Raw genomic sequence first — 21,896 nt, forward strand, 5'->3', positions numbered from 1 at the left:
GACCGGTTGCTGGAGGTGCTGGCGGATCTGGAGCCGTGTAGTTCGCGGGTGCCGTTGTATTCGACGGTGACGGGCGGGTTGCTGGACACGGTGGGGATGGATGCCGAGTACTGGTACACGAACCTGCGCCGGACGGTGTTGTTGGAGGAGACGGTCGGGGTTCTGCTGGGTGCGGGGCATGGTGTGTTCGTCGAGGTGAGTCCGCATCCGGTGCTGTCCGTGGGGCTGGAGGAGACGTTCGAGGCGGCCGGGAGTGACGCGGTCGCGTTGGGGACGTTGCGCCGGGACGAGGACGAGTCCCGCCGCTTCATGACCTCCCTCGCCCACGCGCATGTGCACGGGGTCGACCTCGACTGGAACACCCTGTTCGCCGGACATACGCCCCGTCATGTCGACCTGCCCACCTACCCGTTCCAGCGTCAGCGCTACTGGATCGACGATCTGCGCCCGGTCATGGACGCACCCGCCGGCTCCGCCGGTGAGCTGTCCGTGGCCGACGCGCAGTTCTGGGACGCCATCGAACAGCAGGACCTCGGATTCCTGACAGACACCCTCGCTCTCGAAGGAGGCGACGAAGCGCGCTCGGCTCTGAGTGCGATGCTGCCCGCACTCTCCTCCTGGCGGCGACGCAGCCGCGAGCTCTCCACCGTCGACGACTGGCGCTACGAGGTGGCCTGGCGCCCGATGCCCGAAGCCTCCGCGAGTCGTCTCTCCGGGCACTGGCTGGTGATCGTTCCCGAGAGCCACGACAAGGACGAACTGGTGCTCGGGTGCCTGGAGGCCTTGGCCGCCCACGGCGCCAGGCCCCATTCGGTCACCGTCGACGCCGGCGTACCGCACCGCGACCTGTTCGCGGACCACGACCTGCCCTCCGGCATCGAGGGCGTCCTGTCGCTGCTCACCCTGGACAGCGTGCCGCACCCCGGCTTCCCTGACGTGCCGCGGGGCTACGCCGCCACTGTCGCGCTCCTCCAGGCGCTGGGCGAGGCAGGGGTGGCAGCACCGCTGTGGTGCGCCACGCGAGGCGCGGTCCAGGTCGGCCCCGCCGACGCGCTGGACAGTCCGGAGCAGGCGATGGCCTGGGGCATGGGCCGGGTCGCCGCGCTGGAGCACCCCGACCGATGGGGGGGTCTCATCGACCTGCCTCCGGCACTGGACGCGCGCACGGGAGCGATGCTCAGCGGTGCGCTCGGGGGCTCGGGGGACGAGGACCAGCTCGCGATCCGGCCCTCCGGGACATTCGTACGCCGGCTGAACCGGGCCCGCCTCGGCGCGGGTCCCGGGTCCCGGACCTGGGACCTCAGGGGCACCACGCTCATCACCGGCGGGACCGGAGCTCTCGGCGGCCACGTCGCGCGCCGGCTGGCCGGTGACGGCGCCGAGCACCTGCTGCTCGTCAGCCGCCGGGGTCCCGACGCCCCGGAAGCAGCCGCACTGCGCGACGAACTGACGGCACTGGGCGCCCGGGTCACCGTCGCAGCCTGCGACGCCGGCGACCGCGACGCCCTGGCGGACGTGCTCGCCGCGGTACCGGCCGCGTACCCGCTCACCTCCGTCGTGCACACCGCCGCCGCGCTGGACGACGGGCTGCTCGACACGCTCACCCCTGAACAGCTGGGCCGTGCCCTGCACGCCAAGGCGCGAGCCGCGCAGAATCTGGACGAGCTGACCCGGGACATCAAGCTCTCGGCGTTCGTCCTGTTCGCCTCGTTCGGCGGCATCGTGGGCACGCCCGGGCAGGGCAACTACGCGCCGGGGAACGCCTTCCTGGACGCTCTGGCCCAACAGCGCAGATCGCGTGGCCTCGTGGCCACCTCCATCGCGTGGGGCGCCTGGGGTGGCGGTGGAATGGCCGAAGGCGCGTTCGGAGACGTACTGAACCGGCACGGTCTGCGCGAAATGGACCCCGAAGCCGCGGCCGGCGCGATGCGGCAGGCAGTGGAACACGAGGCAACCTGTGTCCTGATCGCCGACATCGACTGGGAACGCTTCTTCGTCGCGTTCACCGCGACCCGGCCCAGTCCGCTGCTCGCCGATGTGCCCGAGGTGGGCCGGATCGCACAGGAGGGCCACGGCTCGGCCGGCGCCGGCGCCGAGGAGCCGTCCGCCCTGGCACAGCGCCTGGCCGGGCTCGACGACGCCGAGCGGGACGCCGTACTGCTGGAGGCGGTACGCGAGCAGGTCGCCGCCGTGCTCGGATTCCCCGGGCCGGAGGCCGTCAGCGTCAAACGAGCCTTCAGAGAGGTCGGGTTCGACTCCGTCACCGCTGTGGAACTGCGCAACAGGATCGGCGCCAAGACAGGTCTGCGACTGCCGGTGACTCTCGCGTTCGACTACCCGACCCCGGTGAGACTGGCCACGTTCCTGCGGGAGCAGCTCGTACCCGACGGAGAGACCGTGGCCGTGTCGGTGATCGAGGAGCTGGACCGGATGGAAGCCGCACTCGTCACGGTCGCGGCGCACGACGAAGGACGGGCCAAGGTGGTGCGGCGCGTGCAGGCGCTGCTCGCCCAACTGCAGGAAACGCAGGCCGCACCGGTCGGTGAAGAGATCGAAGCGGCATCCGACGACGAGATGTTCGAGCTGCTCGGGAAGAAGTTCGGCATTTCCTGACAGGCCGTCCGGCGTCACGCACATCGCACCACACAGTTCCTGACAGAGGGGTCGCCCGATGGCGAACGAAGAGAAGCTCCGGTACTTCCTCAAGCGGGTCAGCACCGATCTCGAAACGGCGCACGACCGGATCCGCGAGATGGAGGAGCGCGACACCGAGCCGATCGCCATCATCGGCATGAGCTGCCGTTACCCGGGCGGAGTGCGCTCCCCGGAGGAGCTGTGGGACCTGGTCGCCGCCGGAGCCGACGGCATGACCCGCTTCCCCTCGGACCGCGGCTGGAACACGGACTCCGTGCTCCAGCCGGGGGCCGAGGGGACGGGGTACGCCGGTGAGGGCGGGTTCGTCCACGACGCGGGGGAGTTCGACGCCGCGTTCTTCGGCATAAGCCCGCGCGAGGCGCTTGCCACGGACCCGCAGCAGCGCCTGCTCCTCGAGACGTCCTGGGAAGCGGTCGAGCGAGCCGGGATCGACCCGGAGACGCTGCGGGGGACCCGCACCGGAGTCTTCGCCGGGACCAACGGCCAGGACTATCCCTACCTCCTGATGGGCGCGACAGGGCTGGAGGGCTTCACGGGTACGGGAAGTGCAGCCGCCGTGGTCTCCGGACGAGTCTCCTACACACTGGGCCTCGAAGGGCCCGCCGTCACCGTCGACACCGCGTGCTCGTCGTCCCTGGTGGCCCTGCACCTGGCTGCGCAGGCCCTGCGCCGGGGCGAGTGCACGCTGGCGCTCGCGGGCGGGGTCACGGTCATGGCGACCCCCGGCATGTTCAGCAGCTTCAGCGCGCAGGGCGGGCTGGCCAGGGACGGCCGTTGCAAGGCGTTCGCCGCCGCGGCGGACGGCACAGGATTTGCCGAGGGCGCCGGGGTTCTGCTCGTGGAGCGGCTCTCCGACGCCCGTCGCAACGGGCATCAGGTGCTCGCCGTACTCCGTGGCTCAGCGGTGAACCAGGACGGTGCGAGCAACGGCCTCACCGCCCCCAACGGCCCCTCACAGCAGCGCGTCATCGAGCAGGCCCTCGCCGACGCCTCGTTGACACCGTCCCAGGTCGACGTGGTCGAGGCACACGGCACCGGAACCGTGCTCGGTGACCCGATCGAGGCGCAGGCACTGCTGGCCACGTACGGGCAGGACCGTCCCGCCGACCGGCCGCTGTGGCTGGGCTCGGTCAAGTCGAACATCGGGCACACGCAGGCCGCCGCAGGTGTGGCCGGTGTGATCAAGATGGTCATGGCGATGCAGCGGGACGCGATTCCGGCGACGCTGCACGTCGACGCTCCCACACCGCAGGTGGACTGGAGCACCGGCGAGGTGCGGCTGCTGACCGACGCGGTGCCCTGGCCCGAGACCGGCCGGCTCAGGCGCGCCGGCGTCTCGTCGTTCGGTATCAGCGGCACCAACGCCCACGTCATCATCGAGCAGGCGGACACCGCTGCCGACGCCCCGGCCGGCGGCGAGGCGCAGAGCGGACCCGTCGCCCTGGCCGTCTCCGCGCGTGGCGGGACGGCGCTGGCCGCGCAGGCCGCCCGGCTGCGCGCGCTGCTGGCCGCCCGTCCCGACTACGGCCTGGCGGATCTGGCCCACGCGCTCGCGACCACGCGCACCGCCTTCGAGGACCGGGCCGTGGTCGTCGCCGAGGACCGCGACGACGCCCTTCAGCAGCTGGACGCCCTGGCCGACGGCGCGGCCGGACCGGTGCGCGGCAGCGTGACCGAAGGCCGGGTCGCCTTCCTGTTCAGCGGCCAGGGCAGCCAGCGGCTGGGTACGGGGCAGGAACTCGCCGCACGCCACCCGGTCTTCCGTGACGCGCTGGACGACGTGTGCACCTACCTGGACCGCCATCTCCGGTACCCCCTTCGCAGCGTGCTGTTCGCCGAGGAGGGCAGCGAGCGAGCGGCCCTCCTGCACCGCACGGCGTACACGCAGGCCGCCCTGTTCGCGATCGAGGTGGCACTCTTTCGCCTCCTTGCCCACTGGGGCGTCCGCCCCGGCCTTCTCGCGGGCCACTCCATCGGCGAGGTGGCCGCCGTGCACGTCGCGGGGGTCCTCTCCCTGGAGGAGGCGTGCACGCTCGTCGCGGCGCGGGGACAGCTGATGCAGGCGCTGCCCGAGGGCGGTGCGATGGTGGCCGTGGAGGCCCGCGAGGACGAAGTGCTCACGGTGCTGGCGGGCCGGACGGACCGGGTCTCGGTCGCCGCGGTGAACGGCCCCCGTTCCGTCGTCGTATCCGGTGACGAGGACGAAGTGCTGGCTGTGGCTGCCCACTTCGAGGGCCGGAACCGCAGGACCAAGCGGCTGAAGGTCAGCCACGCCTTCCATTCCCCGCACATGGAGCCGATGCTCGACGAGTTCGGCCGGGTCCTGCGGTCCCTCACGTTCGCCGCTCCCGCCATCCCGGTCGTCTCGAACGTGACCGGCCGGATCCTGTCGGCCGAGGAGGCATCCTCGGCCGACTACTGGGTCTCCCACGTACGTCAGGCCGTCCGGTTCGACGACTGCGTGCGCACCCTCGCCGGCGAGGGTGTGAAGACGTACGTCGAACTCGGCCCCGACGGCGTGCTCAGCGCGATGGTCCCCGACTGCCTGGACGAGGCCGCGGACGCCTTCCCGGTCCTTCGGGCAGGACGTCCTGAGACCGGGGCCGCGATGACCGCGCTGGCCAGACTGTACGTACGCGGCGTCGACTGCGACTGGACGGCTCTGTTCCCCGGCGCGGGAGCGGTGAGCCTGCCCACCTACGCGTTCCAGCGCACCCGGTACTGGCCCGAGTCGCTCAGATGGACAGCGGCAGCCGACGTCCGAGGCGGCGAGGACCAGGCGGAGGCGGGTTTCTGGTCCGCGGTCGAGCGCCAGGACCTGGATGCCGTGACCGGTACGCTCGCCCTCGACGGGGACCAGCCGCTCAGCACCGTGCTCCCGGCACTCGCCGACTGGCGGCGCGGCCGGCGTGACCAGTCCGTCATCGACTCCTGGCGCTACGAGGTGCAGTGGCGCCAGGCACCGGAGCCCGAACCCGCCGTACCGTCCGGCACGTGGCTCGTCGTGGGCCCCGAGGAGGCCACCCACGACATCGCGGGCGCCCTGAGTACCCACGGAGTCCGAGTCGTCCGCGTCCCCGCGTCCCGCGACAGCGCCCTGCTGCGGGACGCCCTGGACGAAGGCGGGGTCACCGGCGTCCTGGCCCTGACCGCCCTGAACGGTGGGGGGACCCGAGGGCTGCAGGACACCCTCGCGCTCGTTCAGGCCCTTGCGGAAGCCCGGCTGCGCGCCCCGCTCTGGCTGGCCACCCGCGGCGCCGTCGCCGTCGACGGCGCCGACCTGCTGACCGCCCCCGAACAGGCCATGGTCTGGGGCCTCGGCCAGGTCGTGGCCGTCGAGGAACCCGGTCTCCGGGGCGGCCTGATCGACCTGTCCGGCACCTTCGACACCCGCGCCGCCCGCCGCCTGTGCGGCGTACTCGCGGACCCCCGGAGAACGGAGGACCAGCTGGCGATCCGCTCCTCCGGCGTCCACGTACGCCGCCTCGTCCGGTCCGCCCCCCGGCCGCCGGAGACCCGCACACCGTGGCAGCCGTCCGGCACCGTCCTGGTGACCGGCGGCACCGGCGCCCTGGGCGCCGTCGCCGCCCGCTGGCTGGCCCGCAACGGGGCCGCCCACCTGCTGCTCACGAGCCGCAGCGGCCCCGATGCCCCCGGAGCCCGGGATCTGGAGGCCGAGCTGACGCAGCTCGGTACGCGCGTCACCGTGGCCGCCTGTGACGTCACCGACCGGGAGGCGCTGGCCGCACTGCTCGGCTCGGTACCCACCGAGCACCCACTGACCGCGGTCGTCCACACCGCCGGTGTGCTGGACGACGGCATGCTCGGCTCGCTGACGCCCGACCGGGTCGAGCGGGTTCTGCGGCCCAAGACCGATGCGGTCATGCACCTGCACGAACTGACCCGCCACCTCGACCTGTCGGCGTTCGTCCTCTTCTCCTCGCTGGCCGCGACGTTCGGCAACGCCGGACAGGCCGCGTACGCAGCCGGCAACGCCTTCCTCGACGCGATCGCCGCCGTCCGCCGCGCCCAGGGGCTACCCGCCACGTCCATCGGATGGGGAGCCTGGGACGGCGCCGGGATGGCCGCCGACCCGCTGGTGGCCGAACGCGTACGCCGGGGCGGTATGCCTCCGCTGCCTCCGGAACTGGCGATGCGGGCTCTGCGACAGGCGGTCGAGGACGGTGCACCCCACACCGTCGTCGCCGATGTGGACTGGGAGCGCTTCGCACCCGCCCTGCCGCCCGGCAGGTCCGCCTTCATCGGCGACATCCCGGACGTACAGCGGTTGTCGGCAGCGGCCGGCACCCCCGCGCCCGAGAAGGCCGTCGGGAGCGCCCTGCACGAGCAACTGGCCGGCACGTCGCCGCAGGAGGCCGAGCGCATCCTGCTCGCCGTGATCTGTGGTCAGGCCGCCGCGGTACTCGGCCACGCCTCGGCGGACGGAGTACAGACCGGACGGGCCTTCCGGGAACTCGGCTTCGACTCGCTGACCGCCGTGGAGCTGCGCAACCTCCTCGGCGCGAGCACCGGACTGGCCCTGCCCGCGACACTCGTCTTCGACTACCCGACCCCGCTGGCCCTCTCCCGGCACCTGCGTGACGAACTCGCCGGCTCCCGGACCGGACCCTCCCAGGACGGCCCCGTCGCCGTCATGGACGACGACCCGATCGTCATCGTCGGCATGAGCTGTCGCTTCCCCGGCGGGGTGCGCTCCCCGGAGGAGTTCTGGGACCTCCTGGAGTCCGGTACCGACGCGGTGTCCCCGCTGCCCGACGACCGCGGCTGGGACATCGAGCGGCTGTACAGCGCGGACCCCGACCAGCAGGGCACGTCGTACGTTCGCGAAGGCGGCTTCCTGCACGGTGCGGCCGACTTCGACGCCGGGTTCTTCGGTATCGCGCCGCGCGAGGCGCTGGCCATGGACCCGCAGCAGCGTCTGCTCCTCGAGACGTCGTGGGAGGCGTTCGAGCGGGCCGGCATCGACCCCGAATCGGTGCGCGGGGGACGGGTCGGAGTGTTCGCGGGCACCAACAGCCAGGACTACACCGGTCTCCTGATGGGCTCGGCCGAGAGCGCGGAAGGTTTCGTGGCCACGGGCAACGCGGCCAGCGTGGTCTCCGGACGGGTCTCCTACGCGCTGGGCCTGGAAGGGCCCGCGGTGACCGTCGACACGGCGTGCTCGTCCTCACTGGTCGCCCTGCATCTGGCCGTCCAGGCCCTGCGCGCGGGCGAGTGCACCCTGGCCCTGGCCGGCGGTGTGACCGTGATGTCGACGCCGTCGGCCTTCATCGAGTTCAGCAGGCAGCGCGGACTGTCCTCCGACGGCAGGTGCAAGGCCTTCGCCGAGGCCGCCGACGGCACGGGCTGGGGCGAGGGCGTCGGAGTCCTCCTGGTCGAACGGCTCTCGGACGCCCGCCGTCACGGCCGTGAGGTGCTGGCGGTCGTACGGGGCTCCGCGGTGAACCAGGACGGCGCGAGCAACGGTCTGACCGCCCCCAACGGCCCCTCGCAGCAACGGGTCATCCGACAGGCGCTCGCCGGGGCCGGCCTGACCGCCGGCCAGGTCGACGCCGTGGAGGCGCACGGCACCGGCACGACGCTGGGCGACCCGATCGAGGCGCAGGCGCTGCTGGCCGCGTACGGGCAGGACCGCCCTGCCGACCGGCCGCTGTGGCTGGGCTCGGTCAAGTCGAACATCGGTCACACGCAGGCCGCCGCAGGCGTGGCCGGTGTGATCAAGATGGTGATGGCGATGCGGCACGGCGTGCTGCCCCCGACACTGCACGTGGACGAGCCGTCGTCCCACGTCGACTGGTCGGCGGGCGCCGTCGCACTGCTGACGGAACCGGTCGACTGGCCGGAGACGGACCGGCCGCGCCGCGCGGGCGTGTCGTCGTTCGGCGTGAGCGGCACGAACGCGCACACCATCATCGAGCAGGCTCCCGCCGCCCCCACCCCGGATGCTCCCGAGCCGGACGTTCCGCTCGACACCGGCGCCACCACCGTGTGGGTGCTGTCCGGCAGGACGCGCGAAGCCCTCCGGGACCAGGCGTCGCGGCTGCTGGCCGAGGTCGGCACCGCAGACCCCGCAGACCTCGCCCACGCCCTGGCGACCAGCAGATCCCGCTTCGAGCACCGCGCCGCCGTCGTGGCCGCGGAGCCCGCGGAGTTCGAGGCGGCCCTGCGGGTGGTGGCAGCCGACGGCTCGGCGGCCGGAATCGTACGGGGGAGCGCGGCGCGCGAGACGGGGCCCGTGCTCGTCTTCCCCGGACAGGGCGCCCAATGGCCCGGCATGGCCAAGGAACTCCTGGACACCTCGGCCGTGTTCGCCGTGCGCCTCGCCGAGTGCGCCCAGGCCCTGGCCCCTCATACGGACTGGGCGCTGGAGGATGTCGTACGGGAGACTCCCGGCGCTCCCGGCCTCGACCGGGTCGACGTGGTGCAGCCCGTGCTGTGGGCGGTCATGGTGTCGCTGGCCGAACTGTGGGCTGCCTGCGGAGTCCGTCCCGCCGCGGTGCTCGGCCACTCGCAGGGCGAGATCGCCGCCGCGACCGTGGCCGGGGCACTGTCCATCGAGGACGCCGCGCGTGTCGTCGCCCTGCGAAGCCGGGCGCTGCTCGCCCTGTCCGGAAAGGGCGGCATGGCATCGGTCGGGGAGTCCGCGCAGCTGCTGCGTGAGCGTCTCGGCCCGTGGGGCGACCGTTTGGCGGTGGCTGCCGTCAACAGCCCGTCGTCCGCCGTCGTCGCCGGGGAACCCGACGCGCTGGACAGCCTCCTGAGCGCATGCGAGGCCGACGGCGTACGCGGCAGACGCATCGCGGTCGACTACGCCTCGCACTCCGCCCAGGTCGAGGCCATTCGCGAGGAACTGGACGGGCTGCTCACCGGAATCACCCCCCGTTCGTCCACCGTGCCGTTCTACTCGACCCTCACAGGCGCGATGATCGACACCACGGCGCTGGACGCCGGGTACTGGTTCCGCAACCTGCGCTCCACCGTGGAGTTCGAGGCCGCCACCCGCGCGGCACTCGCCGACGGCCACCGCGTGTTCCTCGAGGTCGGCCCCCATCCGGTGATGGCACTCGGGCTCCAGGAGACGTTCGACGCCGAGGAGACCGAGGCGACCGCACTGGGGACCCTGCGCCGCAACGAAGGCGGAACCCACCGCTTCCTGACGTCCCTGGCCGAAGCACACGTCGCCGGCGTGTCCCCCGACTGGCGCACCGTGTTCGGCCCCCGCACGGGCCACGTCAGGCTGCCCACGTACGCCTTCCAGCGGAGCCGGTACTGGCCGAAGCCCGCCGTGCTCCCCGCACCGGCCGAACAGCGGAACCCTGTGGACGACGCGTTCTGGACCGCCGTGGAGAGCGAGGACCCCGAGGCGCTGGCCGGGATGCTGGGAAGCGGCGACGACGACACCCGGCGCTCATGGGAAAGCGTCCTGCCCTCCCTGACCTCCTGGCGTAGGGAACGCCGCGAGCAGTCCGTCCTGGACAGCTGGCGCTACAGGATCAGCTGGAAGCCGGTCGCTCCGTCCGCGGCCCCGGCTCCCTCGGGGACCTGGCTGATCGTCAGCTCGTCCGGGGTCGAGGACAAGGCGGGTGAGGCCGTCGAGCGAGAGCTGGCGCGCAACGGGGTCCGCACGCTCCAGGTGCTGTTCGAGGCCGACGACACCGGACGGGCCATGGCGCTGCAGCGACTCGGGGAGGCCGTGCCCGACGGGCGGGTCGAGGGCATCCTGTCCTTCCTGGCCGAGGACGAGCGCCCCGACCCGTTCCACCCGGTGGTACCGGCCGGCGTCGCGGCCACCACCTCCCTGATCCAGGCGATGACCGATCTGGACCTCGTGGCACCCCTGTGGTGCCTCACGCGGGGGGCGGTCTCCGTCGACGGCTCCGGCCCGCTCACCGGCCCCGCCCAGGCGCAGATCTGGGGACTGGGCCGCGTGATCGGCCTCGAGCACCCCGAACGCTGGGGCGGCCTCATCGACCTGCCCGCAGAGCCGGACGAACGGTCCGCCGGCCAGGTGTGCCGACTGCTGGCCGGGGCCGATGACGAGGACCAGCTGGCCGTCCGCCCCCAGGGCGTGTTCGCCCGCCGCCTCGGACGCTCGCCGGCCGGGCCGCGGTCGACCGCGCCGCAGTGCTGGAAGCCGCGCGGTACGGCCCTGATCACCGGAGGCATGGGAGCGCTGGGGTCCCACGTGGCACGCTGGCTCGCGGGCCAGGGCGCCGAACACCTGGTGCTGACCGGGCGCAGGGGGGAAGACACCCCCGGGGCCCTCGCCCTGAGGGACGAGCTCACCGCCCTCGGCGCTCGCGTGACACTCGCAGCCTGTGACGTCGCCGACCGCGACGCCCTGGCCACCCTGGTGAAGGACCTGGCACAGGACGGCAGGGCACCCGTACGCACCGTGGTGCACGCGGCGGGGGAGACCCTGGTGTCCGGCCTGGAGGAGAGCGATCCGGCCGAGTTCGCCCGGGTCATGTCGGCGAAGGCGGCGGGCGCGACCCATCTCGACGAACTCTTCGGATCCGACTCGCTCGACGCCTTCGTGCTGTTCGCCTCCGGCGCCGGTGTCTGGGGCGGGTCGGCGCAGGGTGCCTACGCCGTCAGCAACTGCCACCTCGACGCACTGGCCGAGCGCCGCCGCGCCCGCGGGCTGGCCGCCACTTCGGTCGCCTGGGGCGGCTGGGCCGGCGGAGGCATGGTGGACACCTCCGCCGAGTCCACGCTGACCCGCATCGGGCTGCGTCCCATGGAGCCGGGGACGGCCGTCCGGGCGCTGGTCCAGGCGGTGGAACGCCAGGAGACCTGCCTGACGGTCGCCGACATCGACTGGACCCGGTTCGCCCCCGCGTTCACCATGGCAAGGCCCCGACCGCTCATCGAGGACATCCCCGAGGCCGCCGCCGTACTCCAGCCGCCCGAGGACGACCACGACGCGACCGGGGCCACCGCCACCGCTCTCGCGGACGGACTGGCCGGCGCGTCGGACGCCGAGCGGAAGCGGATGCTCCTGGACCTCGTACGCACCGAGGCGGCCGCGGTACTCGGACATCCCGCCGCCGAGGCCGTGGACCCCCAGAGGGCCTTCCGGGAGATGGGGTTCGACTCGGTCATGGCGGTCGAGCTGCGTAACCGTCTGAACACCGCCACCGGGCTGCGGCTTGAGACCACTCTGGTCTTCGACGAACCTTCACCCACCGGTCTCCGTGACCGGCTGCTGCGTGAACTGCTGCCGCCCGGCGCCGAACCGTCCGCCGAGGCCGACGACGCACAGGTGCGTGCGCTGCTCGCCACCCTTCCGATGGCCCGGATCCGCGAGTCGGGTCTCCTCGACGCGCTTCTGCGCCCCGCCGAGGCCGACGTCCCGCAGGAGCAGCAAGCGCCTGAGTCCGAGGACCGGGTGGACGAGATCAACGCCATGGACGTCACCGCCCTCGTCCGCATGGCCACACGAACGAAGGAAGCCTGATGCGACGAGCAGCGTGGAGCACATGATGGGGATGCAGGTCGAAGAGATCGTCGAAGCGCTACGGGCGTCTCTCGTGGAGAACGAACGGCTGCGGCGGCAGCATCAGCGTCTCGTCGACGAGCGGACGGAGCCGGTCGCCGTCGTGGCGATGAGCTGCCGCCTGCCGGGCGGCGTCCGATCTCCGGAGGACCTGTGGCGCCTCGTCGCGGACGGCACGGACGCCATGTCGCCCGTCCCCGACGGGCGGGGCTGGGACGTGGAGTGGCTGCGGGGGCTCGGGGACGCGGGCATCACCCCGGAAGGCGGGTTCGTCGACGACGCCGACGCGTTCGACGCCGCTCTGTTCGGCATCGGTCCCCGCGAGGCGCTGGCGATGGACCCGCAGCAGCGGTTGCTGCTCGAGTCGTCGTGGGAACTGTTCGAACGGGCCGGGATCGCCCCCTCGTCCCTGCGCGGCACCAGCACCGGTGTGTTCGTGGGGGCCTCCTCCTCGGGATACAGCGCGGGGATGTACGGCGACGCCCAGGGCAGCGACAGCTACCTCCTCACGGGCGGTGCGGGCAGCGTCATATCCGGCCGTGTGGCCTACATCCTCGGCCTCCAGGGCCCGGCGATCACCGTCGACACCGCCTGCTCGTCGTCCCTGGTCGCCATCCACCTCGCCGCCAGGTCGTTGCGCGACAGGGAGTGCTCGCTGGCACTCGCGGGCGGGGTGACGGTGATGGCCACCCCCGGCGCGTTCGTCGAGTTCAGCAAGCAGCGCGGACTCGCCGACGACGGCCGCTGCAAGTCGTTCGCGGCCTCCGCCGACGGGACGGGCTGGGGCGAAGGAGCCGGCGTCATCCTTCTGGAACGTCTGTCCGACGCCCGTAGAAACGGTCGGAAGGTGCTGGCCGTGCTGCGCGGCAGCGCGGTCAACCAGGACGGTGCGAGCAACGGACTCACGGCGCCCAGCGGGCCGGCCCAGCGCCGCGTGATCGCCCAGGCGCTCGCCGACGCGGAGCTGGGTCCGGCCGACGTGGACGCCGTGGAGGCGCACGGCACCGGCACGGTGCTCGGCGACCCGATCGAGGCCCAGGCGCTGCTCGCCGCCTACGGTCGCGACCGTCCGGCTGACCGGCCCCTGTTCCTCGGCACCGTCAAGTCGAACGTCGGGCACACCCAGGCCGCCGCCGGTGCCGTCGGTGCCATCAAGACCGTCCTGGCACTCGGACACGGGGTGCTGCCCCAGACCCTGCATGTGGATGCCCCCACGCCCCACGTCGACTGGTCGGCCGGCGCGGTGTCCCTGCTGACCCGGGCGACACCCTTCCCGGACACGGGACGGCCACGCCGGGCGGGCGTCTCCGCCTTCGGGCTCAGCGGGACCAACGCGCACCTGATCCTCGAACAGGCACCCGCCGACGAGCTCGCCGCCGGGGCCACCACAGAGCTCCCCGTCGTTCCCTTCCTGCTTTCCGCTCGCACCGAGGAAGCCCTGAGAGCTCAGGCGGCCCGTCTCCTGGACCGGCTGCGCGATGATCCCGGACAGTCACCGACGGACCTCGGGTACTCACTGGCCGTCTCCCGTGCGGCACTCGACCGCCGGGCGGTGGTCCTGGCCGACGACCGCGAGGGCCTCGTCCGCGGGCTCACGTCCCTCGCCCGTGGCGAGGCGGCCCCGGGCCTGATCCGGAGCGCGGAGCGGGCGGGGGAGGGCACCGCCTTCCTCTTCACCGGGCAGGGCAGTCAGCGGCCGGGCATGGCGGACGAGCTGTACGGGGTGTTCCCCGCGTTCGCCGCGGCCCTGGACACCGTCTGCGACGGGTTCGACCGGCACCTGGACACGTCCCTGCGCACGGTGATGTCGGGCGCGGGCTCGGCCGAGCTCGACCGGACCGAGTTCGCCCAGCCCGCTCTCTTCGCGTTCGAAGTCGCCCTGTACCGGCTCCTGGAGAGCTGGGGTGTGCGTCCCGACGCGGTCGCCGGCCACTCACTGGGCGAGGTCACCGCGGCGCACGTCGCCGGGGTCCTGTCGCTCGAGGACGCCTGTACGTTCGTGGCGGCCCGCGGCCGCCTGATGCAGGCCCTGCCGGCCGGCGGCCTGATGGTGGCCGTGGAGGCGACCGAGCAGGAGGTACGGGAGCTCCTCGGTGCCCGTACCGATCTGTCGGTCGCCGCCGTCAACGGGCCGTCGTCCGTGGTCCTCTCCGGTGACCGGGACCAGGTCCAGGACCTCGTGACCCTCTGGACGAAGCGGGGACGCAGACACAAGGAGCTGCGTACCAGCCATGCCTTCCACTCGGCGCACATGGACGCCATGCTGGACGACCTCCACTCGGTCGCCGCGAGGCTGACCTTCCGGCCGGCCCGGACCGACCTGGTCAGCGCCACCACCGGCATGCCCCTGACCGAGGACCAGGCGGTCAGCCCCGACCACTGGACCCGGCACGTCCGGGAGACCGTCCGGTTCGCCGACGCGGTACGGCGACTGCACGACGACCGGGTCGGCACCTTCCTGGAGATCGGCCCGGACGGCGTGCTCACCGCCCTCACCCAGGCCTGCCTCGCCGGCCGGGGCGAGCTCGATCCGCCCCTCCTCGTCGCGACACAGCACCGCGACCGCTCACCCGTGCGCGCCCTGTTCACCGCACTGGCCGAGCTCCATGTGCACGGCGTTCCCGTCGACTGGGCGGCGGTGTTCGCCGGACGGGGCGCCCACCTGACGGAGGTGCCGACCTATGCCTTCCAGCGCCGCAGGTACTGGCCCGCGCCTCCCGCCCACACCCCCGGCCAGGCAACATCCCCCGGCCAGGCCGTCGCCGAGACGGCCGAGGACAGCCCGCCCACCGAAGCGCCGACGGCACTGGCCGAGCGGCTTGCCGAGGCCACCCCCGCCGGGCGGCACACGCTGCTCCTGGAAGTCGTCGCCACATGGGCTGCCGCCGCACTGGGGCTCCCCTCGGCCGAAGAGCTGGACACCGCGCGGGATTTCCTCGAGCAGGGCTTCGACTCGCTGACCGCCCTGGAGCTGCGGAACAGCCTCCAGAAGGTGCTGGGGACCGAGGAACTTTCGGCCACCCTGCTCTTCGACCACCCCACGCCGTCCCGTCTTGCCCGGCATCTGGCCGGCATGCTGGACGGCAACGGCACAGGCTACGAAGACACCGCACCCACGACGACGCCGAGAGGCGGCATCCTGGGGCCCCTCCTCCAGCACACCCGCTCCACCGGCCAGGCCGTGGACTACGCGAAGGTGCTGATGCAACTCGCCGAGTTCCGGGACGTCTACACCAGCGAGGCGCCACCCGCCCAGGCAGCGCCCGTGGTCCGCCTGGCCTCGGGCGACGGCCTCCCGCTCATCTGCCTCTGTACGATGTCGATGCTCTCCGGACCCCACGAGTACGCACGCCTGGCCGCCGGCTTCCGCGGAGAGCGGGACGTGTACGCGCTCCCGCACCCCGGCTTCACGGAGGGCGAGGACCTCCCCGAGGACTTCGACGTCCTGATGCGTACGCACGCCGATTCGGTCCTGCGCACGGTGGGCGACAAACCGTTCGTCGTCACCGGCCACTCCGGCGGGGCCCTGCTCGCCAACGCGCTCTCCCGGGAACTGGACCGGCAAGGCCGGCCGCCGGCCGCCGTGATCCTGCTGGACAGCTATCCCGCCGACAGCGAGGTGATGGCCACCTGGATGCCCGAACTGCTCGACGGCATGGTCGAACGCGACGACGCGTACACGCCCATGGACGACTTCCGCGCGACAGCGTGGGCCGCCTACCTCCCCTTCCTGTACGCGTGCCGGGCGCAGCCCGTCGACGTGCCCACACTCCTGGTACGAGCGGGGGAACCCCTGCGCGCGTGGTCGGGCGAAGGCGACTGGCATGCCGTCTGGCCCCTGCCCCACTCGGTCACCGACACCGACGGGAACCACTTCACGATGCTCGGCGAACACGCGGGACCCCTGGCGAACCGAATGCGTGAATGGCTGACGGAGCAAGGGTGCTGAGACCAGGCGCACCCAATCCGCGAGGCTGCCGCACAGGGGTCGGCGAACCCTAGATAGGGGTTGCCGTCAATTCGGCCGAATCCATAGTCTGCGGACCGGAGTCGACTTGGCGAGCCCGTTCATTCGCATCAACTCTGCCCACGAATGGTTGAATTATGCCTGCCGAAGTCAAGCCGAAAATCGGCGACGATGCCCAGATATCGCTCGATGGCCAGGAGAGGGGTGACCTGACCCTTCTGGCCGAGCAACTGCGTGACTTCGGTCCGCGCCTGAACGACGACCCCCGCTGGACGTCCGCCGCACGGGAGCTCTCCTGCCGGCTGCCCACTCGGCTGCGTCAGACACTGCGCCGGTTCACCTGGAACTCGGGCCGCGAGGCCATGCTCCTGGTACGCAACCTGCCGGTGGATGTGGAGAACGTCCCCGACACTCCGGCGGTACGCGGCTCGGTGCAGCGCGAGACCACCACGCCGGCGTCCGCGCTGATGCTCATCGCCATGGCTATGGGCGAGGTGATCTCCTTCGACAAGGAGAAGACCGGCGCACTCGTGCAGGATGTGGTCCCCGTCCCCGGAATGGAACAGTTCCAGGGAAATGCCGGCTCCATCAAGCTCAACATGCACACCGAGAACGCCTTTCATGAGCACAAGCCCGATCTGGTGGGCCTGATGTGCCTGCGGAACGACCATGAGAACGTCGCCGGACTGCGCGTGGCGTCCGTGCGCAACGCAGTTCCGCTGCTATCCGCCCGGACCAGGAAAATTCTCCACCAGCCGCGATTCGTGACCATGGCACCGGCTTCCTTCGAGATCGCCGACGGCCTGGAGGAACCGCACGGAATCCTCGCCGGCAGTTTCGAGGACCCCGATCTCAAGGTGGACTTCAGCAGCACGATCCCGTCCGACGACGACGCCGCGCAGGCCATGACCGAGCTCGAGGCTGTCATCGAACGGGTGGCCCACACACTGATCCTCGGCCCCGGTGACCTGGCCTTCGTCGACAACCGGCTGGCCCTGCACGGCCGGAACTCCTTCCAGCCCCGCTACGACGGCCGCGACCGCTGGCTCCAACGTGTCTTCGTCCACCTCGACTTCCGTAAGTCCCGCGTCATGCGCAGGGCGGACGGACAGGTGCTCGGCGCCGGCGAGACGCTTCGCTGACCGGACGTGACGCACCCCCGACCGACCCGAAACGAAAGAGGTACTCCATGTCCGCGGGCGAGGACGACAACGTCTACAGCCGGCCTGTGTCGCCCACCGAGACATGGTTCCTGGTGTATCCCGAGTCGGTCCCCGGTGTCATCCAGATCGTCATCGAGGGCGCCGGTCACATCGGTCGCACCGAACTGATCCGCGCCGTCGAGACCGCGTCCCGGGCATGCCCCGGAGCGCGGCTCACCCGTCAGGGCATGACCTGGGTGGACAGCGGCGTGGCACCGGCCGTGCGGGTCCTGCCCGGCCACCGGGTCGACCGGCACACCTTCGCCGATGCCGCCGAACTGCACAGCCCTCTCATGGGCGACGACGGCGGACCCACCTGCGAGCTCCTGCTCCTCACGGACGAGGAGTCGGACACGCTGATCGTGCGTGCGTTCCACGGGGTCATGGACGGCCAGGGCGTGCGCATCTGGGCGGAGGACATCTTCCGGGTGCTGCGTGGCGAGGAACCCGTGGGCGCGCCCTCACGCGTCACGGAGAACGAACTGATCGAGCAGGCCGGCGCGCCGGAGGAGCGGGAGATCACCCCCGACCTGGACTGGCCGTCCGCGCTCGGCTCCCGCCCGCGGGGCCAGCACGACTTCTTCTGGCGCAGGCGCACCATCGACGGTACGCACCCCGCGCTCGTCGCCAAGATCGCCCGTACCGTCACCCAGGCGTGCGGTCTGCGCACCGGCAGGTTCCTCGTCCCGGTCGATCTGCGCAGGTACCTGCCCGGACTCCGTTCGACGGGCAACCTCACGAACAATCCGCTGTACGAGGTAGAGGGCGACGCCGGCTGGGAGCAGGCCCACGAGCGACTGCTGTCCATCCTGTCCACCGGCCAGGACCTGGCGGCCCGCGTCGACCCCTCGCTGCCCGGTCAGGACCTGGCGGAGCTGCACCAGCAGATCATGGGCCTCGACGCCTACTCCGCACAGCAGGGCCGCTACAGCAGCCTGGCCACGCTCTCCCACATGGGCAGGGTCGCCCCCGCCGACTTCAGCACGCCTACGTTCCACGCCGCCACCGTCTACTCCCTGCCCAACTCCGGTCCCCTGGGACCACCGGAGATCAACGCGGTCGAGTTCGGCGACCGTACCGAGATCACCATCGGCTGGTACGACGGTCCGCAGACCCCGGACCGCGCGGAGGCACTGCTCGACCGCATCGAGGAGGTCCTGTCCCCGCGGGCGTACCGTGAGTGGGACCGCAACCGGACCCAGCGGGCACTCACCAGTCCGGGAACCGCGGTCGAGCAGTTCCGCCGGCAGGTCTCCCTGACACCCGGCGCGATCGTCCTGACCGGCCCCGAGGGCGAGGTGACCTTCCGTGAGCTGGACCGGCGGGCGGACGCCGTCGCCGTCGCGCTGCTGGACCGGGGCATCGGACGCGACGACGTCGTCGGCCTGCTGGCCGGCCGTACGGTCGCGGCGATGGCCGGCATCTGGGGGGTGCTGAAGGCGGGTGCGGCCTACCTGCCGCTCGACCCGCAGCAGCCCGATCACCGGCTCGCGGACCTGGTGGCGGACGCCGGGGCGACCGTGTGCCTCGTCGAGCACGTCCACGCCGAGCGCCGCTTCACCCCGGACTCCGGCTGCGACGTGGTGGTGCTCGAGACACTGGAGCCGTCGGACCGCCGGCCCGAGGGCGTCGAGGTGGGGCCGGAGGACCTCGCGTACGTCATCTACACCTCGGGCTCCACCGGACGCCCCAAGGGCGTGGAGATCGAGCACCGTCAGCTGGCCACCTTCATCAGCTGGGCGACCCGCGTCTACGGGGTGGACTCCACAACCCGCTTCCCGCTGTTCACCTCGCTGGCCTTCGACCTCTCCAACACCGCGGTCTTCCTGCCGGTGCTGGCCGGCGGATCGATCGCGCTCGTACCCGACGAGCCCAACCATGTGGTGCTGCGCGACATGCTGGAGAACTCGGGCGCCAACGCGCTCAAGCTCACCCCCACACATCTCGATCTCATCGGCAGGCTGGGCCTGGCCCCGGCCGGCTTCCGGGCGGTGATCGCCGGCGGGGAACTCCTCAGGGGGGCCGTCGCCGACCGTGCTCAGCAGCTCTTCGGGCCGCAGTGCGGCATCTTCAACGAGTACGGCCCCACCGAGACGACCATCGGCTGTATGACACGACGCTTCGACCCGGAACACGACGCGGACCTGCCGTCGGTGCCCATCGGCGTACCGACGGACAACACCCGGATCCACCTGATCGGCGGTGACGGCCGTCACGTGGCCCCCGGGGAGGTGGGTGAGATGTATCTCGCCGGTGATCAGCTGGCCCGCGGCTACCGCGGCCGGCCCGATCTCGTCCGTGAACGGTTCACGGCCCTCGCCGACGGCACCCGCGTCTACCGCAGTGGTGACCTCGCCAGGATGCTGGACTCCGGTGAACTGGAGTCCGTGGGCCGCAACGACGAGCAGGTCAAGGTGCTCGGCTATCGCATCGAGCCCGCCGAGGTCGCCAAGGCCCTGGAAGAACACCCGGCCGTGGCCACCGCCTTCGTCACCGGCCTGGTCAGGCCGGGGACCACCGACAAGGTGCTGTGCGCCTACGTCGTCCTGCGCGAAGAGGTCCCCGTGGACGAGCTCACGGCCCATGTCGCCGGGCGTCTGCCCCGCTACATGGTGCCTGCTACGACGACGGTCGTGCCTGAACTGCCCCGCACGGTCAACGAGAAGGTCGACGTCGCCGCGCTGCCGGTGCCGTTCACCGGGCCGCAGGCCGATGTCGCGGCCGCGGAGGCGAAGGCGCGCGGTGCGGTGGAGGAGGAGGTGGCCAAGATCTGGGCACGCGTCCTCGCGGTGGACGTCAACCGGCTCGGCGGGGACTCGGACTTCCACAGGCTCGGCGGCGACTCCGCGACCCTGCTGGCGATGCTCGCCGCGGTCAGCGACGAGGTCGTGGGAGCCCGGCGGGAGCGGATATTCATGGCGGCCCTGCCGGCGATCCTCGGACGGCCCACACTCACGAACGTCGCGGAGCTCGCCGAGCGCGCGCGTGACGGGCAGGGGGTCACACGTGGCTGACCCGGGGCGGGCAGGCATCGTCGCGATCAGTGATGTCCACATCCGCTACGACGAGAACCGGAAGATCGTCGACCGGATCAGACCGGAGAACGACGAGGACTGGCTGATCGTCGCCGGTGACATCGGTGAGATCGTCTCGGACATCGAGTGGGCGCTGCGCACCCTGCGCAACCGGTTCGCGAAGGTCATCTGGGCGCCGGGCAACCACGAGTTGTGGACGGCCCCCGACGACCCTGTGCAGCTGCGTGGCGAGCAGCGCTACCTGCACCTCGTGGACATCTGCCGCAGGCTCGGAGTGTCCACTCCCGAGGACCCGTACCCGGTCTGGGAAGGAGAGGGCGGGCCTGTCGCCGTAGCACCGCTCTTCCTCCTGTACGACTACTCGTTCCGTCCCCCGGGGACCTACTCGAAGGCGGCGGCGCTCCAGGTGGCCGAGGAGGCCGGAGTGGTCTGCAGCGACGAGTTCCTGCTGCATCCCGACCCCTACCCGAGCCGCGACGCATGGTGCCGGGCCCGTGTGCGGTTCACCGAGGCACGTCTGACGGCTCTCCCGGAGGACCTGCCCACCATCCTGGTGAACCACTGGCCGCTCGTGCGCGAACCGACGCGTGTGCTCTGGCGGCAGGAGTTCGCGCTGTGGTGCGGAACCACGGAGACGGCCGACTGGCACACGCGGTTCCGTGCCAGGTCGGTGGTCTACGGCCACCTGCACATTCCCAGGGTGATCCACTGCGATGGCGTGCCGCACCAGGAGGTCTCCCTTGGGTACCCCCGCGAATGGCAACGGCGGCAGGGAACCCCGGGCCGGCTGGTCCGGATCCTGCCGACCGTCACCTCTCCTCGAAGAGAGTCGGTGTGATGACCGTTTCGTATGAACGTTCTGTCGGAGTGCCCCTGTCGGCCACGCGTGGGCGGGTGGCCGAACTGCTGGCGCTGCGCGAGCAGGCCCGGCGTGGACCGAGCGACCGGGCGACCGAGGCGCAGCACGCCAAGGGCAAGCTGACGGCGCGCGAGCGCATCGCGCTGCTGCTGGACGAGGGATCGTTCAAGGAGGTCGAGCAGTTGCGCCGGCACCGGGCGACCGGCTTCGGCCTGGAGGCGAAGAAGCCGTACGGGGACGGTGTGGTCACCGGCTGGGGCACGGTCGAGGGCCGGACGGTCTTCGTCTACGCGCACGACTTCCGGATCTTCGGCGGGGCGCTGGGCGAGGCCCACGCCACGAAGATCCACAAGATCATGGACATGGCCATCTCGGCCGGTGCTCCGCTGGTCTCGCTGAACGACGGCGCCGGTGCCCGTATCCAGGAGGGTGTCTCCGCGCTCGCCGGGTACGGCGGGATCTTCCAGCGCAACACCCGCGCCTCCGGCGTCATCCCGCAGATCTCGGTGATGCTCGGCCCGTGCGCGGGCGGCGCTGCCTACAGCCCGGCCCTCACCGACTTCGTCTTCATGGTCCGTGAGACCTCGCAGATGTTCATCACCGGCCCCGACGTGGTCAAGGCGGTCACCGGTGAGGAGATCACCCAGAACGGCCTCGG

5 protein-coding genes and 2 pseudogenes are annotated in these 21,896 nt (G+C 71.8%); all 7 read left to right on the forward strand.

The window, feature by feature from the left end:
- A partial coding sequence (locus tag B9S57_RS06690) for an SDR family NAD(P)-dependent oxidoreductase (RefSeq protein WP_146057722.1) occupies positions 1-2,613 on the forward strand: 2,613 nt, incomplete at its 5' end.
- A gap of 61 nt (positions 2,614-2,674) precedes the next feature.
- Positions 2,675-12,136, forward strand: a pseudogene (locus B9S57_RS35230) (type I polyketide synthase); the annotation flags it as partial.
- Between the two features lie 64 nt (positions 12,137-12,200).
- Positions 12,201-16,124 (forward strand): annotated as a pseudogene (locus B9S57_RS06700) (type I polyketide synthase); the annotation flags it as partial.
- A gap of 155 nt (positions 16,125-16,279) precedes the next feature.
- A complete protein-coding gene (locus B9S57_RS06705; RefSeq protein ID WP_103514606.1) occupies positions 16,280-17,284 on the forward strand; it encodes a TauD/TfdA family dioxygenase in 1,005 nt (334 codons plus the stop codon).
- Between the two features lie 47 nt (positions 17,285-17,331).
- Positions 17,332-20,358, forward strand: coding sequence for an amino acid adenylation domain-containing protein (locus B9S57_RS06710; protein WP_103514607.1), 3,027 nt, complete (start codon positions 17,332-17,334; stop codon positions 20,356-20,358).
- Entirely contained in the window at positions 20,351-21,217 is an 867-nt protein-coding gene (locus B9S57_RS06715; RefSeq protein ID WP_258036260.1) for a metallophosphoesterase, read from the forward strand. Before B9S57_RS06710 ends, B9S57_RS06715 begins: the two co-directional genes overlap by 8 nt.
- Positions 21,217-21,896, forward strand: a 680-nt coding sequence (locus tag B9S57_RS06720) for a carboxyl transferase domain-containing protein (protein WP_308457383.1), incomplete at its 3' end; no start/stop codon positions are given. The genes B9S57_RS06715 and B9S57_RS06720, both read left to right, overlap by 1 nt.

Source organism: Streptomyces sp. SM10, from assembly GCF_002910915.1.
Lineage (GTDB): Bacteria > Actinomycetota > Actinomycetes > Streptomycetales > Streptomycetaceae > Streptomyces.